Origin of the sequence: Bradyrhizobium ottawaense, from assembly GCF_900099825.1 — a bacterium.
GTDB classification, from domain to species: Bacteria; Pseudomonadota; Alphaproteobacteria; order Rhizobiales; family Xanthobacteraceae; genus Bradyrhizobium; species Bradyrhizobium ottawaense_A.
Genome location: NZ_LT629693.1, coordinates 8,215,155 through 8,236,241, shown reverse-complemented (window position 1 = coordinate 8,236,241; position 21,087 = coordinate 8,215,155). Strand labels below are relative to the sequence as shown.

The window sequence follows — 21,087 nt, the reverse complement described above, 5'->3', positions numbered from 1 at the left end:
GACGCATTCCCGATCTTCGAGCGATTTCACTGGTCGCTCGAAGACGTGGAGGCCCTCGATTTCTACGACTTCTGCCTGATCGCAGACGGCGTCCAGGAACTCAACCGGCGAGATGCCGAAGAAATCGCAAAGATCAAAGCGGCCCAGGGGAAGTAACCCCTGAGCCGTCCCTTTCTGTGACTCCGAGGAGCGGGTATGTCCGACAACAATCTCGACATCAGGGCAAGGCTTACCGGCGAAGACCGGATGTCCTCGACCATCGTCAAGCTCTTGGCCAAGATCAAGAGCCTCGAGACGCAGATGCAGAGGCTCGGCAAGGCCGGCAACTCCATCTCCGACATCCCGATGGAGAAATACGTCAAGCAGCTGAACGCCGGTCAAAAGGCGGTCAACGGACTGACGAAGAAGCACCTCGATTGGGCGAAAGCCAACGGCGTTGCTGGTGACCAGGCTCAACTGAGCTGGGGTAAGCTCACCAACGAACTCATCCGGGCCGGCAAGGAACACGAAAAGTGGACCCAGTCGACAGCCCGCGGCGCGAAGAAGCGCGCCCAGCTGGCGGCCGAAGAGCTGCAGCAGCACTACAAGAACGCGGTCGCCTTCAAGTACCTGTACAACCGGGTCGGCGAGCAGCGAATGGATTCGCAGCGCCGGGTGACCGAGCAGCTCGGTAATCTGGAAGCGGCTCACCTTCGTAACCAGGAGCGGTTACACCGCAACCACCTCACCAACATCTCGCGCATGCGTCAGGCGGCAATGCGCAGCATGTCCCAGCTGTCCGGCATCGGCAGTCGATCAGGGATGTACGCCGCTGCCGGCGCCGCTGCTTCTGGATATGCTGGAGTCTCCGCATTCCGGACTAGGATGAGGACCGACACCGCCGAAACGAACCTGAAGATGTTCGGCGAAATGAACGACGCCCAGGTCCGCGAAATGCGGAAGAGCTGGGGTAACGCCTCATCCATCAAGTATGGCATGACGGCTGACAAGATGATCGACGCCTTCACCGAAGTGCTGAAGGCCGGTGTTCCGAAGGACAAGGCCAGGGAAGTTACCGACACGCTCATGAAGTCGGGAACCGGACTGGATCTCGACCTGAAGGAGACGACCCGGTTTGCGACGCGAATTGCGACGCTGACCCAGGACATGAATAACCTGGACCCTGCAAAGCTCAAGAGCATCCTGAATGCCGTAGCGGTTGCCGGTATGGAGTCCGCGGCCGATCCTAACGAAATCATCGCGGCCAACCGCCGTGCCTCGGGTGTCTTCGCGACCTCGAAGATGACGCCTGAAGATCTGTCGGCCTTCACCGGTACCGGTGTTGGTATAGGCCTGCCGTCCGCCAAGGTCGGCACGTTCCTCGGCTTCATCGTCAACGAACTGGTCGGCTCCAAGAATGCTCGCGGTCAACGCGGCAAGGATCTGTCTACGGCTTCGAACATGCTTGGTCTCGGCGGTCGGAACCAAATGTCCGCTCAGATGGCGGCCAACCCGGCCGACACCCTGCTCAAGATCTTCGACAAGGTCGGCAGCATGGATGAGCAGAGGCAGAACAAGGTTCTGAACCTGCTCGGTATGCGCGAGTGGCGAGACGAACTTGCTGCTTTCGTCGAGGCCAAGGGGAACCTGGCCGATCTGTTGGCGAAGGTCCGCGATCGGAAGAATGCGGGCAAGCTCGATGAGATCAACGACAAGAAGCTCAAGTCGTTGGCCGGTCGCTGGAGGTCATTTGTGTCGGCCATGACGCTCCTTTGGGAGTCGGTCGGTGCCGGCTTCGAGAAGGCTTTCGGCCAAATCACGGACTTCTTCACGAACTATTTCGGCACACTTGACACCGGAAAGATCAGGGAGTCGGTCGAGGCTTTCACTGACGGCATCGTTGCCGGAATGGGCTTCGCCAGCTGGTCAGACATGCTCAAGGCCGCCTTCGGCGATCCCGCCGAGGTCAAGAGCCATGCCAAGCAGATATTCGACTTTACGAAGGGATTTGTTGCCGAGATCAAGAAGGCTGCCGAGATTGTTGGTGGCATCATCTCCAGCATCGCCACTAAGTTCGGCGTCAAAGACGCAGAGTCTGCTGGAAAATTCACGGCTCAGATCCTTGAGCTGGTTGCTGCCCTGAAGGCGCTTGGCACTGTTGCCGGATATCTCGAGTCGCTTGTCACGTTCGTGAAGAGCATCGCCGGTATCATGACGATGGTCGGTTTTGCGGCCAACGACGTTGGTATCCCGGATGCTCATATCAGGCGCAAGGGTGAGTCCATGAAGGACTTCCGCGAGCGCGAATCTACAACGAAGCGGCTGCAGAACTATACCACGCCCAAGGGCGCTGACCCGCTGTTCACTCCCACGAGTTATACCGGTTCGACCGACTTCTCCGGTCGTCGGCGCAGCAAGGTTGACGATCTGGCAAGCCAGCTCGGCAAGTTCGGCGGCAACGTCGAGCGCGCGGCTTTCATGTCCGGCAATCTCGGAAATGGCGGTCTCCAATACGCCATGTCCGGAGGATCTGGAAGGGGCCTCAGCCTCGGTGGCGGTAGCGCCAGTGGCGGCGGCGGAAGCGGCTTCATTGGCGGTGTGCCGGCTCTTCTGAAGGCAACTCCGGGTCAGGCCTTGCCTGGCCTTGGCGCCTTGGGTAGCAGCGGCATCATCCAACGCGGCGTCACAGGCAACCCGTTCAGCGACGCCACGATGGCGGCAAAGGACAAGGCCTGGCTCTCTCGCGGCAGCAGCGGCAACAGCAGCATCGTAGATCCGCAGAAAGTTCCATCCTTCACGGGTGGTGGCGGATCTGCAGCTGACAACGTTGGCGCCGGCTTGTCCGGAGACGCATTCCTTCAGGCTCGACGCGCTCGCTTCGGCGAAGAGCTAAAGAACGATCCAAACCTGGCCTTGCACCTCGCTGCCATGCAGCAGACTGAGGGCGCCAGCAGGGGCGGAACGATCGAGAGCCTGATGAACCGTGCAGACATGCAGGGGAAGTCGATGCGACAGATGCTCGGCTTCTCGGCTGAGGGTGTTCGCAGTACGGACGGCAGGGGGCGGCAGAACAGCTTCTATGGTCCCGTCCGTCGCGGTGAGATCTACGGGGCAATCCGCAACATGCAGAACAACCCGAAGGAGTTCGCGAAGTACAACGCTTTCACGCAGAAGGCGCTCGCTGGCAGTCACGTCATCGGTGGACACACCGATCAGGGGCTTCCCACCGATCCGAACGGATCGGCAAGGACTGGCATTCCAGGGCTCAGACTCCGAGATCCTCGCACCGGAAAGCTTGACGGCAACGAGTTCACCGATTGGGTTGGCCCTGGATCGAAGTACGGTCGTGGCCGCGCAGGCGCGATTAACTATCGCAAGCTCATGGAGCAAGGCATCGCCGGTTCTGGCGACGCTCCTCTTACGAGCGCCGTGCCTTCGCCCGCGGACGCTGTGCAGAATGTGCCTTCTCCGATCCGCGGAGACGCAAGTCTCGGACTCAATGGCGGAGGTGGCGGCGGCGGGCCAGTGGCCATCCACATCAACGGCAGCAGTCACGATCCGGAAGCGCTGGCGACGCTGGTGCAACGCCGGATCGACGAGTCCATGAACTGGCGAACCCACGACACGGCAAGCGAGTACACCTAACAGATATGATCCCGGCCCTACGGGGCCGGGGTTCCACTTCAATCACCAGAGGAAGATATGGCTGACGTTCTACTTGGTCTTGGCTCTCAGGATCCCAACTCGAATGATGATACCGGGCTGATCCTCTTCTACGTGCCATCGAAGGGCATCGACACCCCCAACTTCGAAACCATTCAGCGCGATGCGCAATACACCTGGACCAACGCCGATCGCCTTTCGCGCGATCCTGCAATGCAGTTCACCGGTCCTGGTGAGGACAATATCTCCATCGACGGCAAGATGTATCCATACCACTTCGGCGGACTCTCGACGCTTGATCGCCTGCGAAGGGCCGGTCGAGCCGGCAAGCCGATGATCATGGTCCGCTTCTACCCGCTGCTGGACCCGAAGGGGTACGGCTCTGAGGTGATCGGAAACTACGTGATCAAGCGCGTCCGAACTGCCGAGTCCAAGATCGGCGTTATCGGTATCGCTCACAAGATCGAGTTCACCCTTGAACTGCAGCGGTACGGCGACGACATCAACCAGGTTGTCGACACCCTCAACACATTCGTGGCCACCTGATGTCGACATATATCACGAAGCTCTACGACCGCCTCGATGTGATCTGCTACGCGCGATACGGATCGACGGCGAACCAGATCGTGGAGTGGGTCATCGAACAGAACCCTGGTGTCGAGTTGTACGGCATTGTGCTGCCGCTCGGCATTTCCATCGAACTTCCGGAGCCGCCGCGCCAGCTGACGCAGCCGCCGGTCATCCAGCAAGTCTTCCTCTGGAAGTAATCCATACGCGAAAGCGTATAAAACCGAACTATACGCGAGTGCGTATCAAGCCGTCCTTCGGGGCGGCTTTTTCTTTTGGAGGCTGTGCGTGCCCAGCGGCTACACCCCGATCTACCGAGTGTCCAAGGACGGCATCGACATCACCGGTCAGTTCAACGACCGCACCACCCAGATCAAGGTCGATCTCCAGGCTGGCAACGGCAACGACGATCAATGCACCATCACGGTCGATGATCGCGACTGGAGGGTTGCTCGGCCGATCCCTGGAGAGTCTCTCCAGATCTGGCTTGGCTATGCCGAAATCGGTCTCGCCTACATGGGATCGTTCGAGATCGACGACGTCACATTCGTGGGGCCGCCGCGCTCGATCAAGCTGACCGGAAAATCGACCGGGTCAAACGACATCCAGAAGGCTCCGGCCATCAAGGATTTCGAGAACAAGTCGATCAGCGACATCCTTGGCGGCATGGCCGGCAAGACCGGTCTAGGAGTTTCCATCTCCGGAGCCCTTGGCGACATCAAGATTCCATTTAAGAACCAGGTCGTCAGCAACCTGCACATGATCCACGAGCTGGAGCGTCTGACTGGCGCTGTTGCAAAGGTCGTCGACGGGCATCTGATGTTCGTCAAGCGAGACGGTGGCGAAAGCGCCAGCGGCGTGGCTCTGCCAACCCTGGTCCTGCAGCCGGAGCATTTCGGCACCTGGCAGGTCAGGTACACCAGCAAGCCGGGCTACGGCGGCGTCAAGGCTGCCTACTTTGACAAGGACGAAATGGTCCGCAAGTGGGTCGACTCCGCTGTCGGCGGCGGGCTGGGCGGCCTCGCCAACAAGTTCACCGGCAACTTCAACATCGGCCAGCTCTTCAACTCGAAAGAGGAAGCGCAGCAGGCAGCATCATCCCAGGCAGCAAACTTCAAGCGTGCCGAAGTGCAGGGCGTGTTCGATCTCGCCAAGGGCGATCCCTGGATCAGAGATCAGCAGACGCTGATCGTCACCGGCATGCGCGACGGCATCAATGGTTCGTACGTGATCGACAAGGTGACGCACACCTACATCAAGAGCACCGGCATCAAATCGCAGATGGAATGCAAGCAGCCCGGCGATGGCGCTGACTATGCGGAAGCGAGCAAGGAGTTCATGCGGCCAGGTCCGGGCGAGTTGCTCGGCGAATACCTCCGAACGCATCCCGAGATCAACCCAGGCGACCTGTCGAAGAGCGACATCGACGCCATCACAGAGGCGGGGCGACTACCCTAACCAGAGAGTATCCATGTTCAGTAAAGAGATCATCGACGCCATCGTGCGGGCGGCGCAGGCCGAAGGCTGGCCTGCTTCTGCGCTGTTGGCTGTCGTGGAGTGCGAAACCTCGGGCAAGCCGTTCGAACAGGACGGACATACGCCATCGCTGCTCTTCGAGCGGCACAAGTTTTATTCGGAACTGAAGCAGCACCAGCCGAACAAGCTGACGCAGGCAATCCGAGCCGGCCTCGCGATCCCGAAGTGGAGCCGGAACACTCAGTACAAGGACCAGGGCACCTCAGCCGGCCGCCTCGCCGTTATCGCGAAGGCACGAGCCGTCGACGAGGAAGTCGCCAACAGAGCGGCGTCCTGGGGCCTTGGCCAAACGATGGGATTCAACGCCGAGCGCCTGAAGTACGAAGACGCCACCCACATGGTTGGCGAGCTGTCGCGTGGCATCGGGGAGCAGATCGACGCGCTGGTCCGCGAGATCAAGACGGACCACCTCGACAAATACCTCAAGGCGAAGAACTTCACGTCCTTCGCGCGGGGCTACAACGGATCTGGCTACGCCCAGAACCAGTACGACACCCGCATGGCTGCGGCCGATGCGCGCTGGGTCCGCCGCCTGGAGCAGATCGCCAATGGCGATTACGAACCCAAGCCGGGCAAGACCGTCACGCTGGTCTATCAGACCAAGCTGAAGGGACTCGGCTTTAACGTCGGCAAGATCGATGGTGACTGGGGCGATCTGACCACGGGCGCAACGTCTGCGTTCCAGCGGCGCGAAGGCGTCAAGATCACCGGCCATCCGAATGACGAGACCACGGCGCTCCTGGAGCGTTCCAACGAGCCCCGTCAGGTGGCCGACGAGCGCGCTACGGCAACAGTCGACGACCTCCGATCGGCCGGATCGCAGACCATCGCGTCGGCTGACAAGGGGTCACTGATCTCAAAGATCATGGTCGGTGCCGGCGCCATCGGCGGCGCTCAGCAGACCGGCGTGCTCGACCAGGTACAGGGCGTGGTCGACAAGGTCCAGCAGTTCAAGGGGATCATGGACAGCGTTCACAGCCTGACGGCTGCGCTCGCCCCGTACTGGTGGGTCGGCGTGATCGCGGTCGGCTTCCTTACCTACAAACTGTACGGCGACGTCATCAAGCGACGTCTGCACGACCATCAGATCGGAGTCCACCTTGGATAACATCGTCAACAAGATCGCGGTCCTTTGCGCCGCGGTCACCGGGTACGCCCAAGCGGCTCGGGATTTCGTCGCGAGCACGAAGGGCAAGGTCATCCTGGCCGTTGTCCTTCTGGCCGTCGTGGCGGCTTTTGCCCATCACTCCGGTGCATCTGACAAGTCGGATCTGAAGGCGCAGGTCGCCGACCTGCAGAAGCAGATATCCACCTTCAAATGCCCGGCCGTCACGGTCCGGGAACCCATCGAGGACGTCGAGAGCAAGCGTAGGGCCGATCAGCTCGCCGAACGCCTGTCCGAGTCCGAAGCGGCCAAAGCCCGCCTCCAACAGAAAGTTACCGACTATGAAAAGCAGCTGGCGCAGCGCCGCAAAGCTGGCGCTCTTATTCTGTCTCCCGCTGACGCTCGCAGCCTGTCAAACATCCAGTGACGCTGTTCTGGTCGAAGACCGGATGGATCTCAGCGCCTGCATGCGGGTCGCTCAGACCGTTGAGCTTCCCCCGATCAAGGCCGGAATGGATGCCCGCGCAGTGATTGCCCGGTACCGGGCGGCGCTGATCGGCGCCAATGGCAACATCACCGATTCCAAGGCCTGCATGGCCCTGCTCGATAGAGCAGAGACGAAGGGCTACTTCTAATGGCTATGGACTTTTCTGAGGCCCTGCAGCTCGTGGGTCCGTTCGTAGCCATCGCCGGCTTCATCTCCGGCGTTTGGTACAAGGTCGAAGGCAAGATCGACACCGTGCGCTCCGACGCCGCAGCCCAGGCCGCCGCCGCCCAGGTCAAGGCCGAGACGGCGCAGAAGGAGCTGGCCGATTTCAAGCTCAAGGTGGTCGAGGAGTACGCCTCCTGGGACACTGTGAGGTCGATCGAGAGCAGGCTGACCGAGCGAATGGACAGCCTGACGGAGCAGGTGATGAAGATGCCAGACCTTATCGTCGATCGCATCGTCAACATGATCAAGCTTTCGTCCAAGTAAGGCCTTGGATCCTTGTTTGCATTCTCAAATTTGCTTGAATGCAAATTATGTGCTACCCCCAGGACCATAAATCCTGGGGGTTAAGCAGCCCTGGGAGTGGTTCCACACCATTCATAGGGTCAAATGACGCTCTCCATCGAAGAACGAGCCCGTAGAAAGAAGGTCGTAGAGGATCTCCTGCAGCTCGGTTACCACCCGCAGGGCCAACGTGGAGGCCTTGCCTCCGCCACCAAGACCGCGGAGGGTCGTGAAGGCATCAATTATCCGAACTGGGTTCGCGCCGAAGAGGCGCTGAAGCGCAAGCGCAAAGAGAACTACGCGATCGATTGGTCGCTGTACGTTCCCCCGGTGAAAACCGCCACCGTGACCCGAGGGTCCGAGGAAGCTGGCGAAGAACTGTCCGCCGAAGAGCACGCGCACGCACGCGCGGTTGCGCTCTCGACCGAAGTTACCTCACTCATCACCCAATCCATGTATCCGGTCGTCAACCCGGAATCGATCGTCGTTGACAGCTACATGACCCGTCGCTGGGATCGTGACGCGCACGCCTACGTCCTGCGCGAGGGCAAGCCCCGCACCTGGATGACCGACACGCTGAAGGTATCTCCGATCGTCGACAGCCGCGGCAAGAGCTTCATCTTCACGTCCGCGCAGAACGACTCCATGCTCCACGAGGAGTTCTGGGCCAACCTGCAAGCCTACGCCGCCTTCATCGGCGCGGAGATCATCGTCGGCCCGTTCACCTATGAGACGCAGTGGTGGGCCGAGAATAACCCACAGGCTCGGGAATACGCCTCCGAACTAACGCCGTTCATGTGCTTCGGCCAGATGAAAATCGGCTCGAACTTCATGTTCTGCGGCGAAATGAACACGCTGCCGACCGCCTCGGCGCCGATCTCCGATCTGGTGACCTACAGCCGGGGTCGTTGGGCTGTGTTCCCGCACGCCAAGCGCCAGCTCAAGAGCGTCCCGTCGACCGACCCGGCCGTCCAGGCGCATCAGGTCATGACGTCCGGATGTGTCACCCGTCCCAAGGTGATACCGCGCAAGGCCGGCGTGAAGTCGATCTTCCACCAGGTCATCGGCGCCACCGTCGTTCAGTTCGACGAAGAGGGGGACGTCTTCTGCCGTCAGATCACCGCTGGTGAGGACGGTGCCTTCTACGACCTCGACGCCCATGTGGCGAACGGCGAGGTGTCCACGGGCAACCGGGTCAAGGCGATGACCTGCGCCGATCTCCACGTCCGCAAGCTTGATCAGGGCAACTGCATGGCCGTGTTCGGCTGGGATATGCGTGGCGGTCGCAGCCAGTACCGCAACAGCATGGTCGACGTCCTCGATCCCGAGAACATTATCGCCCACGACATCCTCGACAACGAGGCGCGGAACCACCACCACGTCCACGACAATGCCTACAGCTACGAGATGGCCATCCGTGGCCGCGACAGCGTGGAGCAGGAAGTCGATCAGGTCGGTGATTTTCTGGTTCTGGCCGCCGGCCGTGATCGCACGATCATCATCGCTGAAGGCAACCACGATATCGCCCTGGAGAAGTACGTCCGCGAAGGCCGGTACCGCAACGACGGAACCAACGTGCGCTATGGCCTGCAGCTCGAGGATGCGTACCTCGGCTACGTCGAGGCGCGCTCGCACGCCCTGGACAACGACCTGCCAGTGCCGCGGTTCTCGCTGCTGGAATACGCCATCCGGGTCAAGAAGCCCGAGCTGGGCAATCTGGTCGAGTGGTGTCACGACGGCTACAGCCGCCTGATCGATGGCATTGAGGTCGGCAACCACGGCTTCCGCGGCGCGAACGGCGCCAAGGGAACGGTGGCAGGCTTCGCCCGCGTCGGCCGCAAGATGTCGATCGGCGACAAGCACAGCCCCGAGATCCTGGACGGCGTTTACGTGGCCGGCGCGATGAACCTGCGCCACGGTTACAACAAGGGCGCGTCTGGCTGGGCCGTGACGATGATCCTGCAATACGCGGACGGAAAGCGCTCTCTGGTCACCCTGCAGAAGGGGAAGTGGCGCCCGGCCAAGCCCATCATCCGGGTGCCGGCGTCTTCTGCTGTCTAATCGCTTGCATGAATGCAAATAAGGAGGCTTCCATGCTCGTCTACCTGGCCGGTCCGATCTCCGGACTGAACTTCGATGGCGCCACCGACTGGCGGGAGGAGGCGAAAGCCCACCTCTCCCAGTTTGGGATCAAGACGCTATCGCCCCTGCGTGATCAGGAGCACCTCAAGGAGGTCGGTGTTTTCACCGACGCCTCCAAGGAGACCGCGCGCCTGAAGTCGCCGATGTCTATGCCCAAGGGGCTGACGATCCGCGACCGCTGGGACGCGATGCGCTGCAAGGTGCTGCTGGTCAACCTTCTGCGCGCCCAGAAGGTCACGATCGGCACCGTGATGGAGATTGCCTGGGCCGACTCCAAGGGCACCCCGATCGTCTGCGCGGTCGAGGAGACCGGCAACATCCATGAACACGCGATGCTGATGCACTGCATCGGCTACCGCGTCCCAACGCTCTGGGAAGCCTGTGATGTCACCCGGCAGCTGCTTGCTGCCTGAGCGCTTGCTTGAATGCAAATAACCAAAGGAGAGTAGATGTCGACGGTAGTAGGACTTTCGGGCTTTGCGCAGTCGGGCAAGACGACGGCGGCGCTGTATCTGGAGCAGAAATACGGCATCCGCCGCAAGCACATCGCCGAGCCGCTGCGGGCCATGCTCGCCGTGCTGCTGAAGGCGAACGGCATGTCGGCCGACATGATCACCCGGTACCTGGAAGGTGATCTGAAGGAGTCGATGATCCCCGAACTTGGCGTCACCTCCCGCTATGCGCAGATCACCCTGGGCACCGAGTGGGGCCGCGAGATGATCAATCCGGATCTATGGGCTGATACCTGGGCGGCCGGCGTCGCTGAGGGCGAAAGCGTGATGAACGACTCCGTGCGTTTCCCGAACGAGCAGGAAGCGATCAAGGGCCTCGGCGGCGTGACCATCATGATCAAGCGCCCGGGCACCCGGCCGGCGAAGTTCACCTGGGGCAGGTTCGGCGAGTTCCTTTACGACAAGTTCGGTCTGATGTGGGGCGTCCACGGCAGCGAGCGCATCGATCGCATCAAGCCGGATTTCATCATCCACAACGACTCCAGCCTGGAGCAGCTCTACGCGGACCTCGATTCCGCAATGGTGCAGCACTACAAGCGCGTGGTCGACACCACGTTCTCGGGCTCGCCGAAGGCAGCGACCGCCGCCATCGGTCTGGCTCTGGCATCGACGGTTCGTTGATGCCGCCGCTCCGCTGGAAAGAGGACAGCAGGCCGCAACGCCATGGATGGGCTCCGGGAGAGTACGTCCATGTCCGTTGCGCAGGATCGCTCTGCAAGGATATTGAGGACTCGAGCTTCATCGGCGCCAAGCGAGCGATCATCTGCGCCGACTGCGCCTATGCGCTGCCTGACCGTGATCCGGAGCCGAAGTCCCCTTCAGGAAGGTATCGCGAAGGCCAAGGCTGCAGGCAAATATAGGGGCCGGACGCCCACCGCGCGGGCAAACCTGTTGCAGTAAAGCAACAAATACGCAAGGTTAGCCACGATTTATGGTTGTTTGCTCATATTGAACGTGTGAAGCTTCCTTAATTCGAATCGCCCCCCTTAGTGCAGCAGTTCAAGCTTAGTGCAGCAATTCAATTCATGGCCCAGCCGCTAACAAAGGTCCGCAACGTCCTTCCGTTCAAAAAGAAGGATGCCCAGTCAGTTATCGAGTGCCTCGACAATCTCGATTTCATGCGATCACTGAACAAGGAAAGCATGAAATTAATTGTGACGTCGCCGCCTTACAACATGGATAAGGCCTATGAGAAGCGGACGACGAATGAGCTGTATATCGAGCAACAAGCAGCCACCATCGCGGAAGCCGTACGCCTCTTGCACCCACAGGGTTCTATATGCTGGCAGGTCGGAAACAATGTTGATGACGGCGAGATTTTTCCGCTCGATATCATTTTGTACCCGCTGTTCAAAGCGCACGGCCTGAAACTCAGAAACCGCATCATTTGGACGTTTGGTCACGGCCTACACTGCCAGAAGCGGTTTTCGGGACGGCACGAGACTATACTTTGGTTCACCAAGGGTGAGGACTATACATTCAACTTAGATCCCGTCCGCGTTCCTTCTAAGTATCCCGAAAAGAAACATTTCAAGGGTCCCAAGCGTGGCAAAATATCTGGCAATCCCCTTGGAAAAAATCCATCAGACGTCTGGGAAATTCCGAACGTTAAAGCGAATCACGTCGAGAAAGAGGCCCACCCTTGCCAGTTTCCGGTGGGCTTGGTCGAACGATTGGTGCTCTCACTGACAAATGCTGGCGACAATGTTTTGGATCCCTACCTCGGCGTTGGTTCATCGGCTGTTGCCGCGTTGAAAAATGGCCGGAATGTCTATGGCTGTGATGCCGTCAAGGAATATGTCCGGATCGCTGAAAATCGGGTCGCAGACTTGAAGGAGGGGACACTCCGTGTCCGCCCAATGAACAAGCCCGTCTACGAACCTCCTCTCAGGCATGTCGAATGAAATTTGTCAGTGCCTTCTCGCTTCATAACGGGAATGCCGAGTGGCAGCGGCGTGAGCTAGACGAATGGCTCACTGATCTCTTTGAGGCTCCAAAGATTGCGATTGCTGCGGGCTGTACAGCGAAAATACGCAGCCACCTCAAGGATGAACTGACTAACGCGGGCTGGGCTTACAACACGCGGATTGATGCAGACTCCGATCTAACCGTAACCGGCATGTATCGCGATCTCGCATTTCAGATTCAGACCGGCAACATTAGCCGCGCAATATACGATCTGGTGAAACTTCAATATCTCTATACGCAAAAGAAGATTGAAGCCGCAGCGCTCGCCGTGCCCACAAAGGCAGCAGCGGAGATCATCAACTCAAACGTCGCCCATTCGGAGCGCGTTTGGAAAGAGGTTCAGCTGTTCGATAGGATTATAACGGTGCCGCTGTTGCTGGTGTCGTTCGAATAAGCAAGAGGGGCGCATGGCATTCGGTTACAAAGTTACTGTGAAGCCGCCACACGAGCGTGAACAGATTATTCAGGCCCAACTTACGTCACCCCTGCGTGAAGTCACCAGCCATGATGTATTCGAAAATACACCGACGTCGTTGAAGGTGATACGGATACCTTTAAATCTTCCTATCTATCGCATGGCCAATGGCCGCACGGCAACGCAGCAACTCGCTTATGTCAGCGAGAAGGGATTGCATGCAGACTATTTCGCCAAAGGCGAGGAAAACGAAGCCGTGCAACAGATACAGCACGAAATACTAAAGAAATTTGCGAAGGATGGGACCGAACAAATAACTCCTATAATCGATGTTCTAAAAAGAGATCAACAGCGCGAGCCGATCTGGATCACGCCCCGCGGGCTGGTCATCAACGGCAACCGCCGCCTCGCGGCCATGCGCGAACTCTATACAGAGAGCCCGACGGATTATGCAGAGTTCGCGCACGTTGAGTGCGCAGTACTCCCGGCGCTTACGGCAGAGCAAATTGTCGAGATCGAAATCCGCCTCCAAATGACACCAGAAACTAAACTTCCGTACGGATGGATAGATGAGTGCCTGATGATTCAGACGCAAATAAATTGCGGCAAATCTGAAAGCCAAATTGCTCACGTAATGCGGTCCCGCCCCAAGGAAGTGAAGGCCGCTATAAGTGCGCTCAAAGAGGTCAATATTTATCTCAGCGACTGGCGCAAGGCTCCCGGCGATTATCGGTTGGTCGAAGAATCAAAGCAGTTTTTTTACGATTTGCCGGGACGGCTGAAGGGCAAGACGGGAGAGCTTCTTGAAGCGAGCCGTCGTATCGGTTGGGTTCTCATCGATAACAGCAGCGAATTGGGCCAGCGAGTGTATGCCTTTAACGACATGTTCGGAAACAAAGCGGAGGAGGTCCTTTCCAAGCTGGCGGACCATATCGATATAGACTTGGACGAAGAGGGCGAGTCCGACGACGACGATGCGGACATCGACATTGATCTCGGCGACGAAGCTGGAAATTCGACGACCTATGGCGGTCTCATTGGGGCGATTGACGACCCGGCGCGGCGCGAGGAAATCACGGATGGGTTAGTTGTTGTCTGTCAGACAATTATTGATGCCAGCAGGACGGCCAAACAGGGAAAGAATGCACTTGCAGCGGTACGCGATGCTAACACTCGCCTCACGGAAGTGGACCTCACGAAGGCAGAGCCGAGCACATACCCGGGCATTGCGAAACAATTGGACGAGATTGTACTTCGCGGACAAGATTTGAAGACCAAGCTGCAAGCCTACGTGCAAGGCGCCAAATCCAAAGAGGCAGCGAGTTGACGTCTCCCAATCCGGCGTCCATCGCGATCACGTACGATCCGCAACGCCTGACCGGGCAACTTATCCTTGAGGGGGCGACAACCAACTCGGTTTGGGACCGCCTTCAACAGGCCGCCATTGGCCTGGGTTCGGAGTACGCGCTGCATCCGAATGCGATTGAGCTGTCATGGCCCGGCATTCTTGCCCTTATTCGCGAATTTGGAAGGCAGCAGAAGGCCCTCGATTTCCGTTTTCGTCCTGCAGCGGGCGAAGCGCGAGATAAGATCGAGCAATTTGTTCAGCAGTATAAAAAAGTCCAAGAGGCGAAGGGCAGCCTCACCCTCACGATAACAAGGGATGAAATTACTCAACGCCTGCAAGATGCCGGGTTCACAAAGCGAACGCTGACTGACTTTCAATTGCGCGACATTCAACACCTTCTATCGCTGCAGAACGGGGCGAATTTCTCCGTTCCTGGAGCAGGAAAAACCACCGTCTCGTTAGCTCTGCACATACTCGCGCGAAAGCCGGGTCAGCATATTCTGGTGGTGGGGCCGAAAACTGCATTTCCAGCGTGGCGCGAGGTCGTCGAAGAATGCATCGCTGATGATGCCCCGGGCGATAATGCCGAAAAATTCACTGTCCTCTCTGGATCGTCAGAAGCAATCCAGCGCGCACTATCATCAGGCGCGACACGTTTCGTTATCAACTATGACTTAATGATCCAAATTCCTGAGATCATCACCTCATACCTATCGCGTCAGCCTGTGCATCTCCTCTTGGATGAGGCTCACCGCATGAAAGCGGGGTTCCGTTCGCAACGGGGAGCTTTTCTTCTCAATGTTGCGCCCCTGCCTATACGACGGGACATTCTCACTGGCACACCGATGCCGCAGCACCCGTCGGATATTCAATCTCAATTGGATTTCTTGTGGCCGGGAGCGGGGCTCGGTTTCCAAATCGGGCAGGGATTACCCCCGCGTCAGGTCCTGGGACAACTTTACGTCAGGACTACCAAACAAGAGTTGGGCCTTCCGAAGCCCAATCGAAGTTTCGTCCATATTCCCATGGCGAAAGGACAGATGGTTCTCTACAGCATCGTCCGAGACGAGGCATTGCGCCAATTCAGCACGCTTCGAACCGAATCCCGCATAGATATTATAGGCGCAAAAAAATCGGTCATGCGCCTCCTTCAGCTTTCTTCCAATCCGGTACTAGCACTCCGGTCGATTACGGACGATGTGATCAATCTGGATTCTGGAATTGTTGATCAGGTTCTCGCCGAGGGCGCGTCTACGAAAATGCGAGCGGTTGCAGACATGGCACGCTCATTGGCGAAGGAAGGTAAGAAGTCGGTTATTTGGACAATCTTCACTGATACAATTCAGCAAATGGAGAACATGTTAGCGGACTTGAATCCGGTTTCGCTATACGGAGCGGTGCCGAGTGGAGAGCCATCCGATCCCGCAACTCGTGAAGGGCGTCTTCACAGATTCCACAGCGATCCCCTATGCCAAGTTATGCTCGCCAACCCCGCCGCCGCTGGCGAGGGAATTAGCCTGCATCGTGTATGCCACGAAGCGATTTATTTGGATCGCAGCTATGTTTCTACGCATTACCTGCAATCGCTTGATCGCATTCACCGCTTAGGCCTGCCAGCTGGAGTGGAAACTAACATCCATATCTTTCAAACGATGACGCCAAAAGGTTTGGGCAGTATCGATCATTCGGTTAGTCGTCGGTTGTCACAGAAGCTTCGAGCCTTGCAGGTTCTTCTCGACGACCCCGATCTTCACCAGATCGCGCTAGATGAGGAAAATGCGGGAGATCCAGTCGACTACGATGTTGACCCGGCTGATATCGTCGATCTCATCGAGCAACTCGAGGGGAACGCCGTGTACAACGACGAAGACGCTGAGTAGGGGCGTTAATGTCGGCGACAAAATACTTCACAATGAGTGCTCTCAACGCCCTTCTTGCGATACGGCGATATCTCATTGCTTACCCGGGGCTCGATGCGCAAACGGTCGCACGTTCAATCCCAACAATAGATGCGGATAATGCCGGGTGTGATTTCGAAACAGGAATTGAGCTTCACGAGAGGATTTCGGTGGATTCCGCATTTGGAGATCCAGCAGAGGGTCTACGTTACGCGATCGCAAACATCGTCAGTTGGCAGCATCCGCTTTGGGTACGGCTTACCCCTTACGGAAGGGAGCGTGTGAAGACCGCGCTCACGCGCGACGAAGAGCAGTGCCTCAGATCAGCAGGGCTTTTCGAAGAGCCCCCCAGCGAAGCGATTGTTTTGTGGTGGGACAATCTTGCACAAACCGCGCGTGCCGCCGCAAACGACAGGCTCCTGGCGCAGGGTCGCGAGGCAGAGCGGCTGTCGCTCGCCTATGAAACGGCTCGCCTCGAAGCTCTCCAGATTCCAAGAAAGCCAAAGTGGGTTGCAATTGAAGATAACGGTGCGGGCTATGATATCCGCTCTTACGACACCGGACCGGTTGAGCCCATTGGCCGCCTTATCGAAGTGAAGTCTTCCACGCAGAACCCCCCTCGCATGGTTCTAACGCGGAATGAGTGGGAAACTGCCGTGAAGTATGGCGACGCATTTGTGTTTCATATCTGGGTCTTGCCAGCCGAGATCCTCCAAGAGCGCACCGTCGCGCAGATAGCGATGCATGTCCCGGCGGATCAAGGTTCTGGGCGCTGGAGCCAAGTGGAAATCAAAATCCATTAGGTGATCTTCGATGAAAACCCGACCTCGCGAATGTTTCATAATCGGCTCCTGAGCCACTCTTTGATGAACGCATCTAGGTTCGGTGCGTATTTCGGCAGGCGCGAAAGGCCTGTTCCGATGCCGTCAGCCGGGACGACCACTGTGCGGCCACGATCCAGGGCCTGCTGCACCAGGAGAAGATCACGCTCCACCAGCATTTTGCAGGCCGCAGTGTCGTCGAAGAAGGCTGTGGGCTGCATGCTGGGCGCCCACTTGGTGACGACTCCGATCGCATTCGGCTCTCCTCGCATCTCCTTGGCCTGGCCGGCAAAGCCGGTCCGTTGGACGTTGTCACCGAAGACGTACATCTTGTCCCGGTTGTCCAGCAGGTCGTTGCGGGTGATCCAGTTTTGAAAAACAACAGGCATCAATTCACCTCCCAAATTCGTCTTGAAGTTTCTGTCGAGCTTCCTCTCGGAATGCTTCTGCGGCTGCCACAGCCTCCTTGCTGGTGTGGTAGCAATCCTCTTCTTCCTCGGAGAGCTGGCAGATCATCCCACCGATTGACGGGAGGTATTTGAGCCTGCCTCCGAAGTTGCGGCTGGCGGAGCGACACTTGCCACTCGCCACGATCCGCAGTCGTGCTTCCCGTGTGTCCGCCATCAGATGGCCTCGTACTGCGAGTGCCGGCGGACATCCGACATCGCATGGCTGGCGAGATCAGCCATGAACTTGCCGTTTACGGTCTTGATGACATAGGCTAGGCGCCGTCCGAAGTAGACCGCCGCCGATGGTGAGCACATCACGACCGTGGTCTGGGCTGACGTCATTGCCTGCCCGCCGATCCCGCCGAAGCCGAGCGCTGTTGATCCCCATCCTTGCGGAAAGGAGTACACCTCGATGTCGTATGGGGTCGGTCGCCGATCGTGCGACTTCAACGCGGCGCCAGCTCGGCGCCACGTATCCTTGATGTCGGGCAGGTGCTTCTCGCATGCTGCCGCCTCGCAATAGAGGCTATCTGAGATGCAGGCTACCATCAGCCCACCTTGATCTTATCGAGAGTGATTTTCAGGTGCGAGCTGGCGGACAGTTGATGCATGATGCCGCTGGCAACCGATGAAGAAAAACGGTCCATCTCGTCGCGAGAGCGCCAGCCGTTCTTGGACTTGATCTCCACCGTTACCTTGACGTCGGTGAAGGGGTCCTTTGCCTGGATGCGTTTTACCCGCTTCATGATGCGGACACCCAGGAGCGGATGCTGCTGCGGGAATGCACAGCCTCACGGACGCGGCCACCGTTGTTGCCGCTGATGACGATCGGATCTCCCTTGGCAGTGAAACCAGAGACCACACCGACGTGACCGCCGCCACGGCGACCCATGGTCACGATAGCGCCGACCTGCGGGGCGATGTGTTGGCGACGCTCCCAGGAGAGGGCGGTGTCGTCGACGCCGGACGCGCCCGTGATCTTGCGCAAGAAGGCTGAGCACCAGAGCGTCGATCGGACGCCGACCTGACTGGCAGTGGCTCCGATGAACTGACGGGCGCGATCCACGACGCCGCCGCCGAAACCGCTAAAGAACGATTGCTGCTGCTCAACCTGTACAACACGAGCGTGGTGGTGATGGTGATGCCTGCGATGATGCGGACGCGCATCGGCGGTCGACATGGTGACAGCGAGGATTGCGGCGCCAATCAGCGCCGTGAGGAGTCTGTTCACGATCTTCTCCGTGGTTGGTTTTGGTCAGACCGAGCTGCGTGCTGCGATCCGTTTGCGGTCGGCGTCGACCGCGGCGTAGGTGGGCAGGCGCGTCCACTCGTCGTTCTTCTCGACGGTGAAGGTCTGTCCCACGAGTCGGGAGAACAGGCGCGCGGCCTGCTCGCCCATCTCTGCGACGACCTTGTCGCCAAAGGTCATTCGGAATTTGAGCGTCGGCTGGTGTTCCTCGACCTCGATGCGTACGGCGCTGAAAGAGATCGGTCCTGCGGACATGACGATGATGTTCGTGATCTTCTGGCTCATGCTACCTCCAGCTCCGGCTCTGCTTCAGGGTGGTTGAACTTGGTGATTTCGTTGCCCCAACCGTCCCAGCCGGGACGCGCCTCGCGGCTGAAGATGTCCGCCTTCGGGTATGGTCCAGCCATCTTCGCGGCATCGACGTAGCCTTGCTCTGGCTTGCGTGAGTGCTCGCGACGCGGCTCCAGAATCGCGGAGCGGATGTTGCGGGAGTGGATGCGCGGCGTGCCGACCTTCCCGATGAGGAATGGTTCGTGGCAATTGCGAAGGACGTAGCCGGTGCCGAAGGTCGGCTTGCTATTGTCCTTGACCATCTTCACCCAGACACCCTGGGTGACGTACTTGACGTTCCATTTGTCGAAGCAGGCGCGAGCCGCGTCGTACATCGGAGCGGTGGCATAGAGCCAAACCCACATGCCGTCCGGATGCGCGAGGTCTTCCACCTTCAGATTGAAGATGTCCTCAAGCGACATGGTGTCGTAGTGCTGCTCGGCCGACTTGCCCTTGCCGGCTTCGGAATAGGTCTTGAAGGCCCACGGCGGATCGAGCTTCGCCAGACCATAGTGACGCTGCTTGAGCGGCTGCAGGTTGAAGGCCGGTCGCAGGAAGTCGTTTGCATTCAAGCAAGCGTCCGGACACGACTCTTCCGTTGCCTCCGCATCAAGCGGAGCCTTGGTCGCGAAGCGCGTCATGTCGAAGCCGTGTCGTCTGGCTTCCTCGTAAAATGCCGTCGAGACAAAGATCGGGTCGATCACTTTTCCTCCAACCACTTCGGGTTCCAATTTGCCGCCTCTTGCATTATCTCGACGCTGAGGATGTCTTCCTTGCGTTCAGCCCGGATCGCCTGCACGAGCAGTGCGTCTGGTAGGATGGACATGCAGGGCGACTTCTTGTTCTCACGCTTGCAGCTCGCCTCGGTCAGTTTGGCGCGGACCACGAACATCTCTCGCTCACCGCCGAAGCGTTCGAGCAATCCGTCCTTGCTGAGGCGTCCTTCGCGCTCGCACTGAGCGCACTTCACGCGCACGTAGGGCAGGGGCCATTCTTCCAGGCGCATCAGATCGCCCTATCGATCAGCTTGAACTCGACCCCTGCCTCGGTGAACAGCTGCTTCGACAGCGTCAGCGACTTCTCCCAGCGCTCTATGTCGTAGGTCGGCGAGACCACCTTCTTGATGCCGGCCTGGATGATCAGCTTGGCGCAGTCAGCGCAGGTGAACAGCGTGGTGTAGATCGAGTAGCCACGGACCGGCTCACGAGCCGAGAGGATGGCGTTGGGCTCGGCGTGAACGACCATGGAGTATTTGGTCGGACGGTCATTGAGGCGCTCGTCGCTATCCTTGATCCCTCGCGGGAAGCCGTTGTAGCCCATGGAGGCCACCGTTCGGTCAGGACGAACGATGACGGCGCCGACCTTGGTGCTTGGATCCTTCGAGGCATAGGCAACCGCTTCCGCGAGATCGAGGAAGTAGTTGTCCCACCAGTCCTGGTTCCGACGATCGGTCTTCGGCATGACGATACCGCTAGCCTGGCAGCAGATGTCGCAGAGCGAGTTGGGATCGCGCTGCTGGTGCGAGCATGGGTTCACAGCGGAGCAACAACCTAACATCATGCCAACACCTTCAGGCTCAGGATGCAGTGACCGGGCGACAGCACGGCGCTGGAGAACGCGCACGGCACGGTGCGGTTGGTGATGTAGGTGACCTCGACCTCGATCTCGGCGCCCGTATAGCGCCCGTTGATGTTGTCGAACTCCTGCAAGACTAGGATGTCGCCGATTTGATAGCCGTCGTCTTCGCGGACGTCGTGCAACTTTCGGCCGCCCTTGATCGCCTGGAAGAAGTGGGTCCAGGATTTTTTATACCGCCGCTTCATTGTGTCGCACCCTTTCGCGTCAGGGCGATGGTCTGCGGCTTAGCCTGCGGTTGCAGGCAGTCCACTCTGGGAACGAACCGAGTAGCGAAAACAAGGTCAGTATGGCCGCCGCGTTCGGTCATCGAACGAGGGCGGAAACATGTTGAAATCATGGGCTTATTGCGGGTGTCGATGGGCGGGAACAAACAGGCCTCCGTTTGCATTCAGCATTTGCATTAGAGCAAATATAGCGAGAATGCAAGAAGAGATTTCGGGGTGCGGCGTTCAACCTAAGTTTGTATATTCGGC

Annotated in this window: 25 protein-coding genes; 16 read left to right on the top strand and 9 right to left on the bottom strand. The window is 58.7% G+C overall.

What is annotated here, in order from left to right; translation table 11 throughout:
• Positions 1–195 precede the first annotated feature (195 nt).
• The 16 genes from BLR13_RS38980 (at position 196) to BLR13_RS38910 (ending at position 16,930) form a co-directional block, all read left to right on the top strand.
• On the top strand, positions 196–3,624 hold the full coding sequence (locus BLR13_RS38980; RefSeq protein ID WP_091977083.1) for a phage tail tape measure protein: 3,429 nt from the start codon (positions 196–198) through the stop codon (positions 3,622–3,624).
• Positions 3,625–3,681: 57 nt separating this feature from the next.
• Positions 3,682–4,188, top strand: coding sequence for a phage tail protein (locus BLR13_RS38975; protein WP_091977080.1), 507 nt, complete (start codon positions 3,682–3,684; stop codon positions 4,186–4,188).
• On the top strand, positions 4,188–4,409 hold the full coding sequence (locus tag BLR13_RS38970) for a tail protein X (RefSeq protein WP_091977077.1): 222 nt from the start codon (positions 4,188–4,190) through the stop codon (positions 4,407–4,409). The genes BLR13_RS38975 and BLR13_RS38970 overlap by 1 nt, the downstream gene beginning before the upstream one ends.
• 88 nt (positions 4,410–4,497) lie before the next feature.
• Positions 4,498–5,667: a phage late control D family protein gene (locus BLR13_RS41290; protein ID WP_172805596.1), complete on the top strand. Its 1,170-nt coding sequence runs from the start codon at positions 4,498–4,500 to the stop codon at positions 5,665–5,667.
• A gap of 13 nt (positions 5,668–5,680) precedes the next feature.
• A complete protein-coding gene (locus BLR13_RS38965) occupies positions 5,681–6,853 on the top strand; it encodes an N-acetylmuramidase domain-containing protein (protein WP_172805594.1) in 1,173 nt (390 codons plus the stop codon).
• Entirely contained in the window at positions 6,846–7,277 is a 432-nt protein-coding gene (locus BLR13_RS38960) for a hypothetical protein (protein WP_091977072.1), read from the top strand. The genes BLR13_RS38965 and BLR13_RS38960 overlap by 8 nt, the downstream gene beginning before the upstream one ends.
• 22 nt (positions 7,278–7,299) lie before the next feature.
• Entirely contained in the window at positions 7,300–7,485 is a 186-nt protein-coding gene (locus BLR13_RS38955) for a hypothetical protein (protein WP_091977069.1), read from the top strand.
• Entirely contained in the window at positions 7,485–7,826 is a 342-nt protein-coding gene (locus BLR13_RS38950) for a hypothetical protein (RefSeq protein WP_157793769.1), read from the top strand. Before BLR13_RS38955 ends, BLR13_RS38950 begins: the two co-directional genes overlap by 1 nt.
• Before the next feature lie 123 nt (positions 7,827–7,949).
• Positions 7,950–9,905: a hypothetical protein gene (locus tag BLR13_RS38945; RefSeq protein ID WP_091977065.1), complete on the top strand. Its 1,956-nt coding sequence runs from the start codon at positions 7,950–7,952 to the stop codon at positions 9,903–9,905.
• A gap of 32 nt (positions 9,906–9,937) precedes the next feature.
• Entirely contained in the window at positions 9,938–10,399 is a 462-nt protein-coding gene (locus tag BLR13_RS38940; protein ID WP_091977062.1) for a hypothetical protein, read from the top strand.
• Between the two features lie 36 nt (positions 10,400–10,435).
• Complete coding sequence (locus BLR13_RS38935) at positions 10,436–11,119, top strand: hypothetical protein (RefSeq protein ID WP_091977060.1); 684 nt, start codon at positions 10,436–10,438, stop codon at positions 11,117–11,119.
• Positions 11,120–11,523: 404 nt separating this feature from the next.
• Positions 11,524–12,402 (top strand): DNA-methyltransferase, encoded by an 879-nt coding sequence (locus BLR13_RS38930; RefSeq protein WP_091977057.1) that lies wholly within the window; start codon positions 11,524–11,526, stop codon positions 12,400–12,402.
• Positions 12,399–12,860: a BglII/BstYI family type II restriction endonuclease gene (locus BLR13_RS38925; RefSeq protein WP_091977055.1), complete on the top strand. Its 462-nt coding sequence runs from the start codon at positions 12,399–12,401 to the stop codon at positions 12,858–12,860. Before BLR13_RS38930 ends, BLR13_RS38925 begins: the two co-directional genes overlap by 4 nt.
• Positions 12,861–12,873: 13 nt before the next feature.
• On the top strand, positions 12,874–14,208 hold the full coding sequence (locus BLR13_RS38920; RefSeq protein WP_157793768.1) for a hypothetical protein: 1,335 nt from the start codon (positions 12,874–12,876) through the stop codon (positions 14,206–14,208).
• Positions 14,205–16,109: a DEAD/DEAH box helicase gene (locus BLR13_RS38915; protein WP_091977049.1), complete on the top strand. Its 1,905-nt coding sequence runs from the start codon at positions 14,205–14,207 to the stop codon at positions 16,107–16,109. Before BLR13_RS38920 ends, BLR13_RS38915 begins: the two co-directional genes overlap by 4 nt.
• A gap of 8 nt (positions 16,110–16,117) precedes the next feature.
• The gene (locus BLR13_RS38910) at positions 16,118–16,930 is read left to right on the top strand and encodes a DUF3883 domain-containing protein (RefSeq protein ID WP_091977044.1); all 813 of its coding nucleotides are present in this window, start codon (positions 16,118–16,120) and stop codon (positions 16,928–16,930) included.
• 35 nt (positions 16,931–16,965) lie between these two features.
• On the opposite strand, the gene BLR13_RS38905 is transcribed toward BLR13_RS38910, so the two are convergent.
• The 9 genes from BLR13_RS38905 to BLR13_RS38860 form a co-directional block, all read right to left on the bottom strand.
• The gene (locus tag BLR13_RS38905) at positions 16,966–17,337 is read right to left on the bottom strand and encodes a hypothetical protein (protein ID WP_091977707.1); all 372 of its coding nucleotides are present in this window, start codon (positions 17,335–17,337) and stop codon (positions 16,966–16,968) included.
• A gap of 234 nt (positions 17,338–17,571) precedes the next feature.
• Positions 17,572–17,946, bottom strand: coding sequence for a hypothetical protein (locus BLR13_RS38895; RefSeq protein WP_091977039.1), 375 nt, complete (start codon positions 17,944–17,946; stop codon positions 17,572–17,574).
• Positions 17,946–18,143 (bottom strand): hypothetical protein, encoded by a 198-nt coding sequence (locus BLR13_RS38890; protein ID WP_091977036.1) that lies wholly within the window; start codon positions 18,141–18,143, stop codon positions 17,946–17,948. The genes BLR13_RS38895 and BLR13_RS38890 overlap by 1 nt, the downstream gene beginning before the upstream one ends.
• Positions 18,140–18,628, bottom strand: a complete 489-nt coding sequence (locus BLR13_RS38885) for a TIGR02594 family protein (protein ID WP_244525033.1) — start codon at positions 18,626–18,628, stop codon at positions 18,140–18,142. Before BLR13_RS38885 ends, BLR13_RS38890 begins: the two co-directional genes overlap by 4 nt.
• A gap of 24 nt (positions 18,629–18,652) precedes the next feature.
• Positions 18,653–18,931, bottom strand: coding sequence for a hypothetical protein (locus tag BLR13_RS38880; protein WP_091977031.1), 279 nt, complete (start codon positions 18,929–18,931; stop codon positions 18,653–18,655).
• A complete protein-coding gene (locus BLR13_RS38875; protein WP_244525032.1) occupies positions 18,928–19,680 on the bottom strand; it encodes an MT-A70 family methyltransferase in 753 nt (250 codons plus the stop codon). Before BLR13_RS38875 ends, BLR13_RS38880 begins: the two co-directional genes overlap by 4 nt.
• A complete protein-coding gene (locus tag BLR13_RS38870) occupies positions 19,677–19,982 on the bottom strand; it encodes a hypothetical protein (protein ID WP_091977029.1) in 306 nt (101 codons plus the stop codon). Before BLR13_RS38870 ends, BLR13_RS38875 begins: the two co-directional genes overlap by 4 nt.
• Entirely contained in the window at positions 19,982–20,437 is a 456-nt protein-coding gene (locus tag BLR13_RS38865; RefSeq protein WP_091977027.1) for a deoxycytidylate deaminase, read from the bottom strand. Before BLR13_RS38865 ends, BLR13_RS38870 begins: the two co-directional genes overlap by 1 nt.
• Before the next feature lie 95 nt (positions 20,438–20,532).
• A complete protein-coding gene (locus BLR13_RS38860) occupies positions 20,533–20,799 on the bottom strand; it encodes a DUF3850 domain-containing protein (protein WP_091977025.1) in 267 nt (88 codons plus the stop codon).
• Positions 20,800–21,087 lie beyond the last annotated feature (288 nt).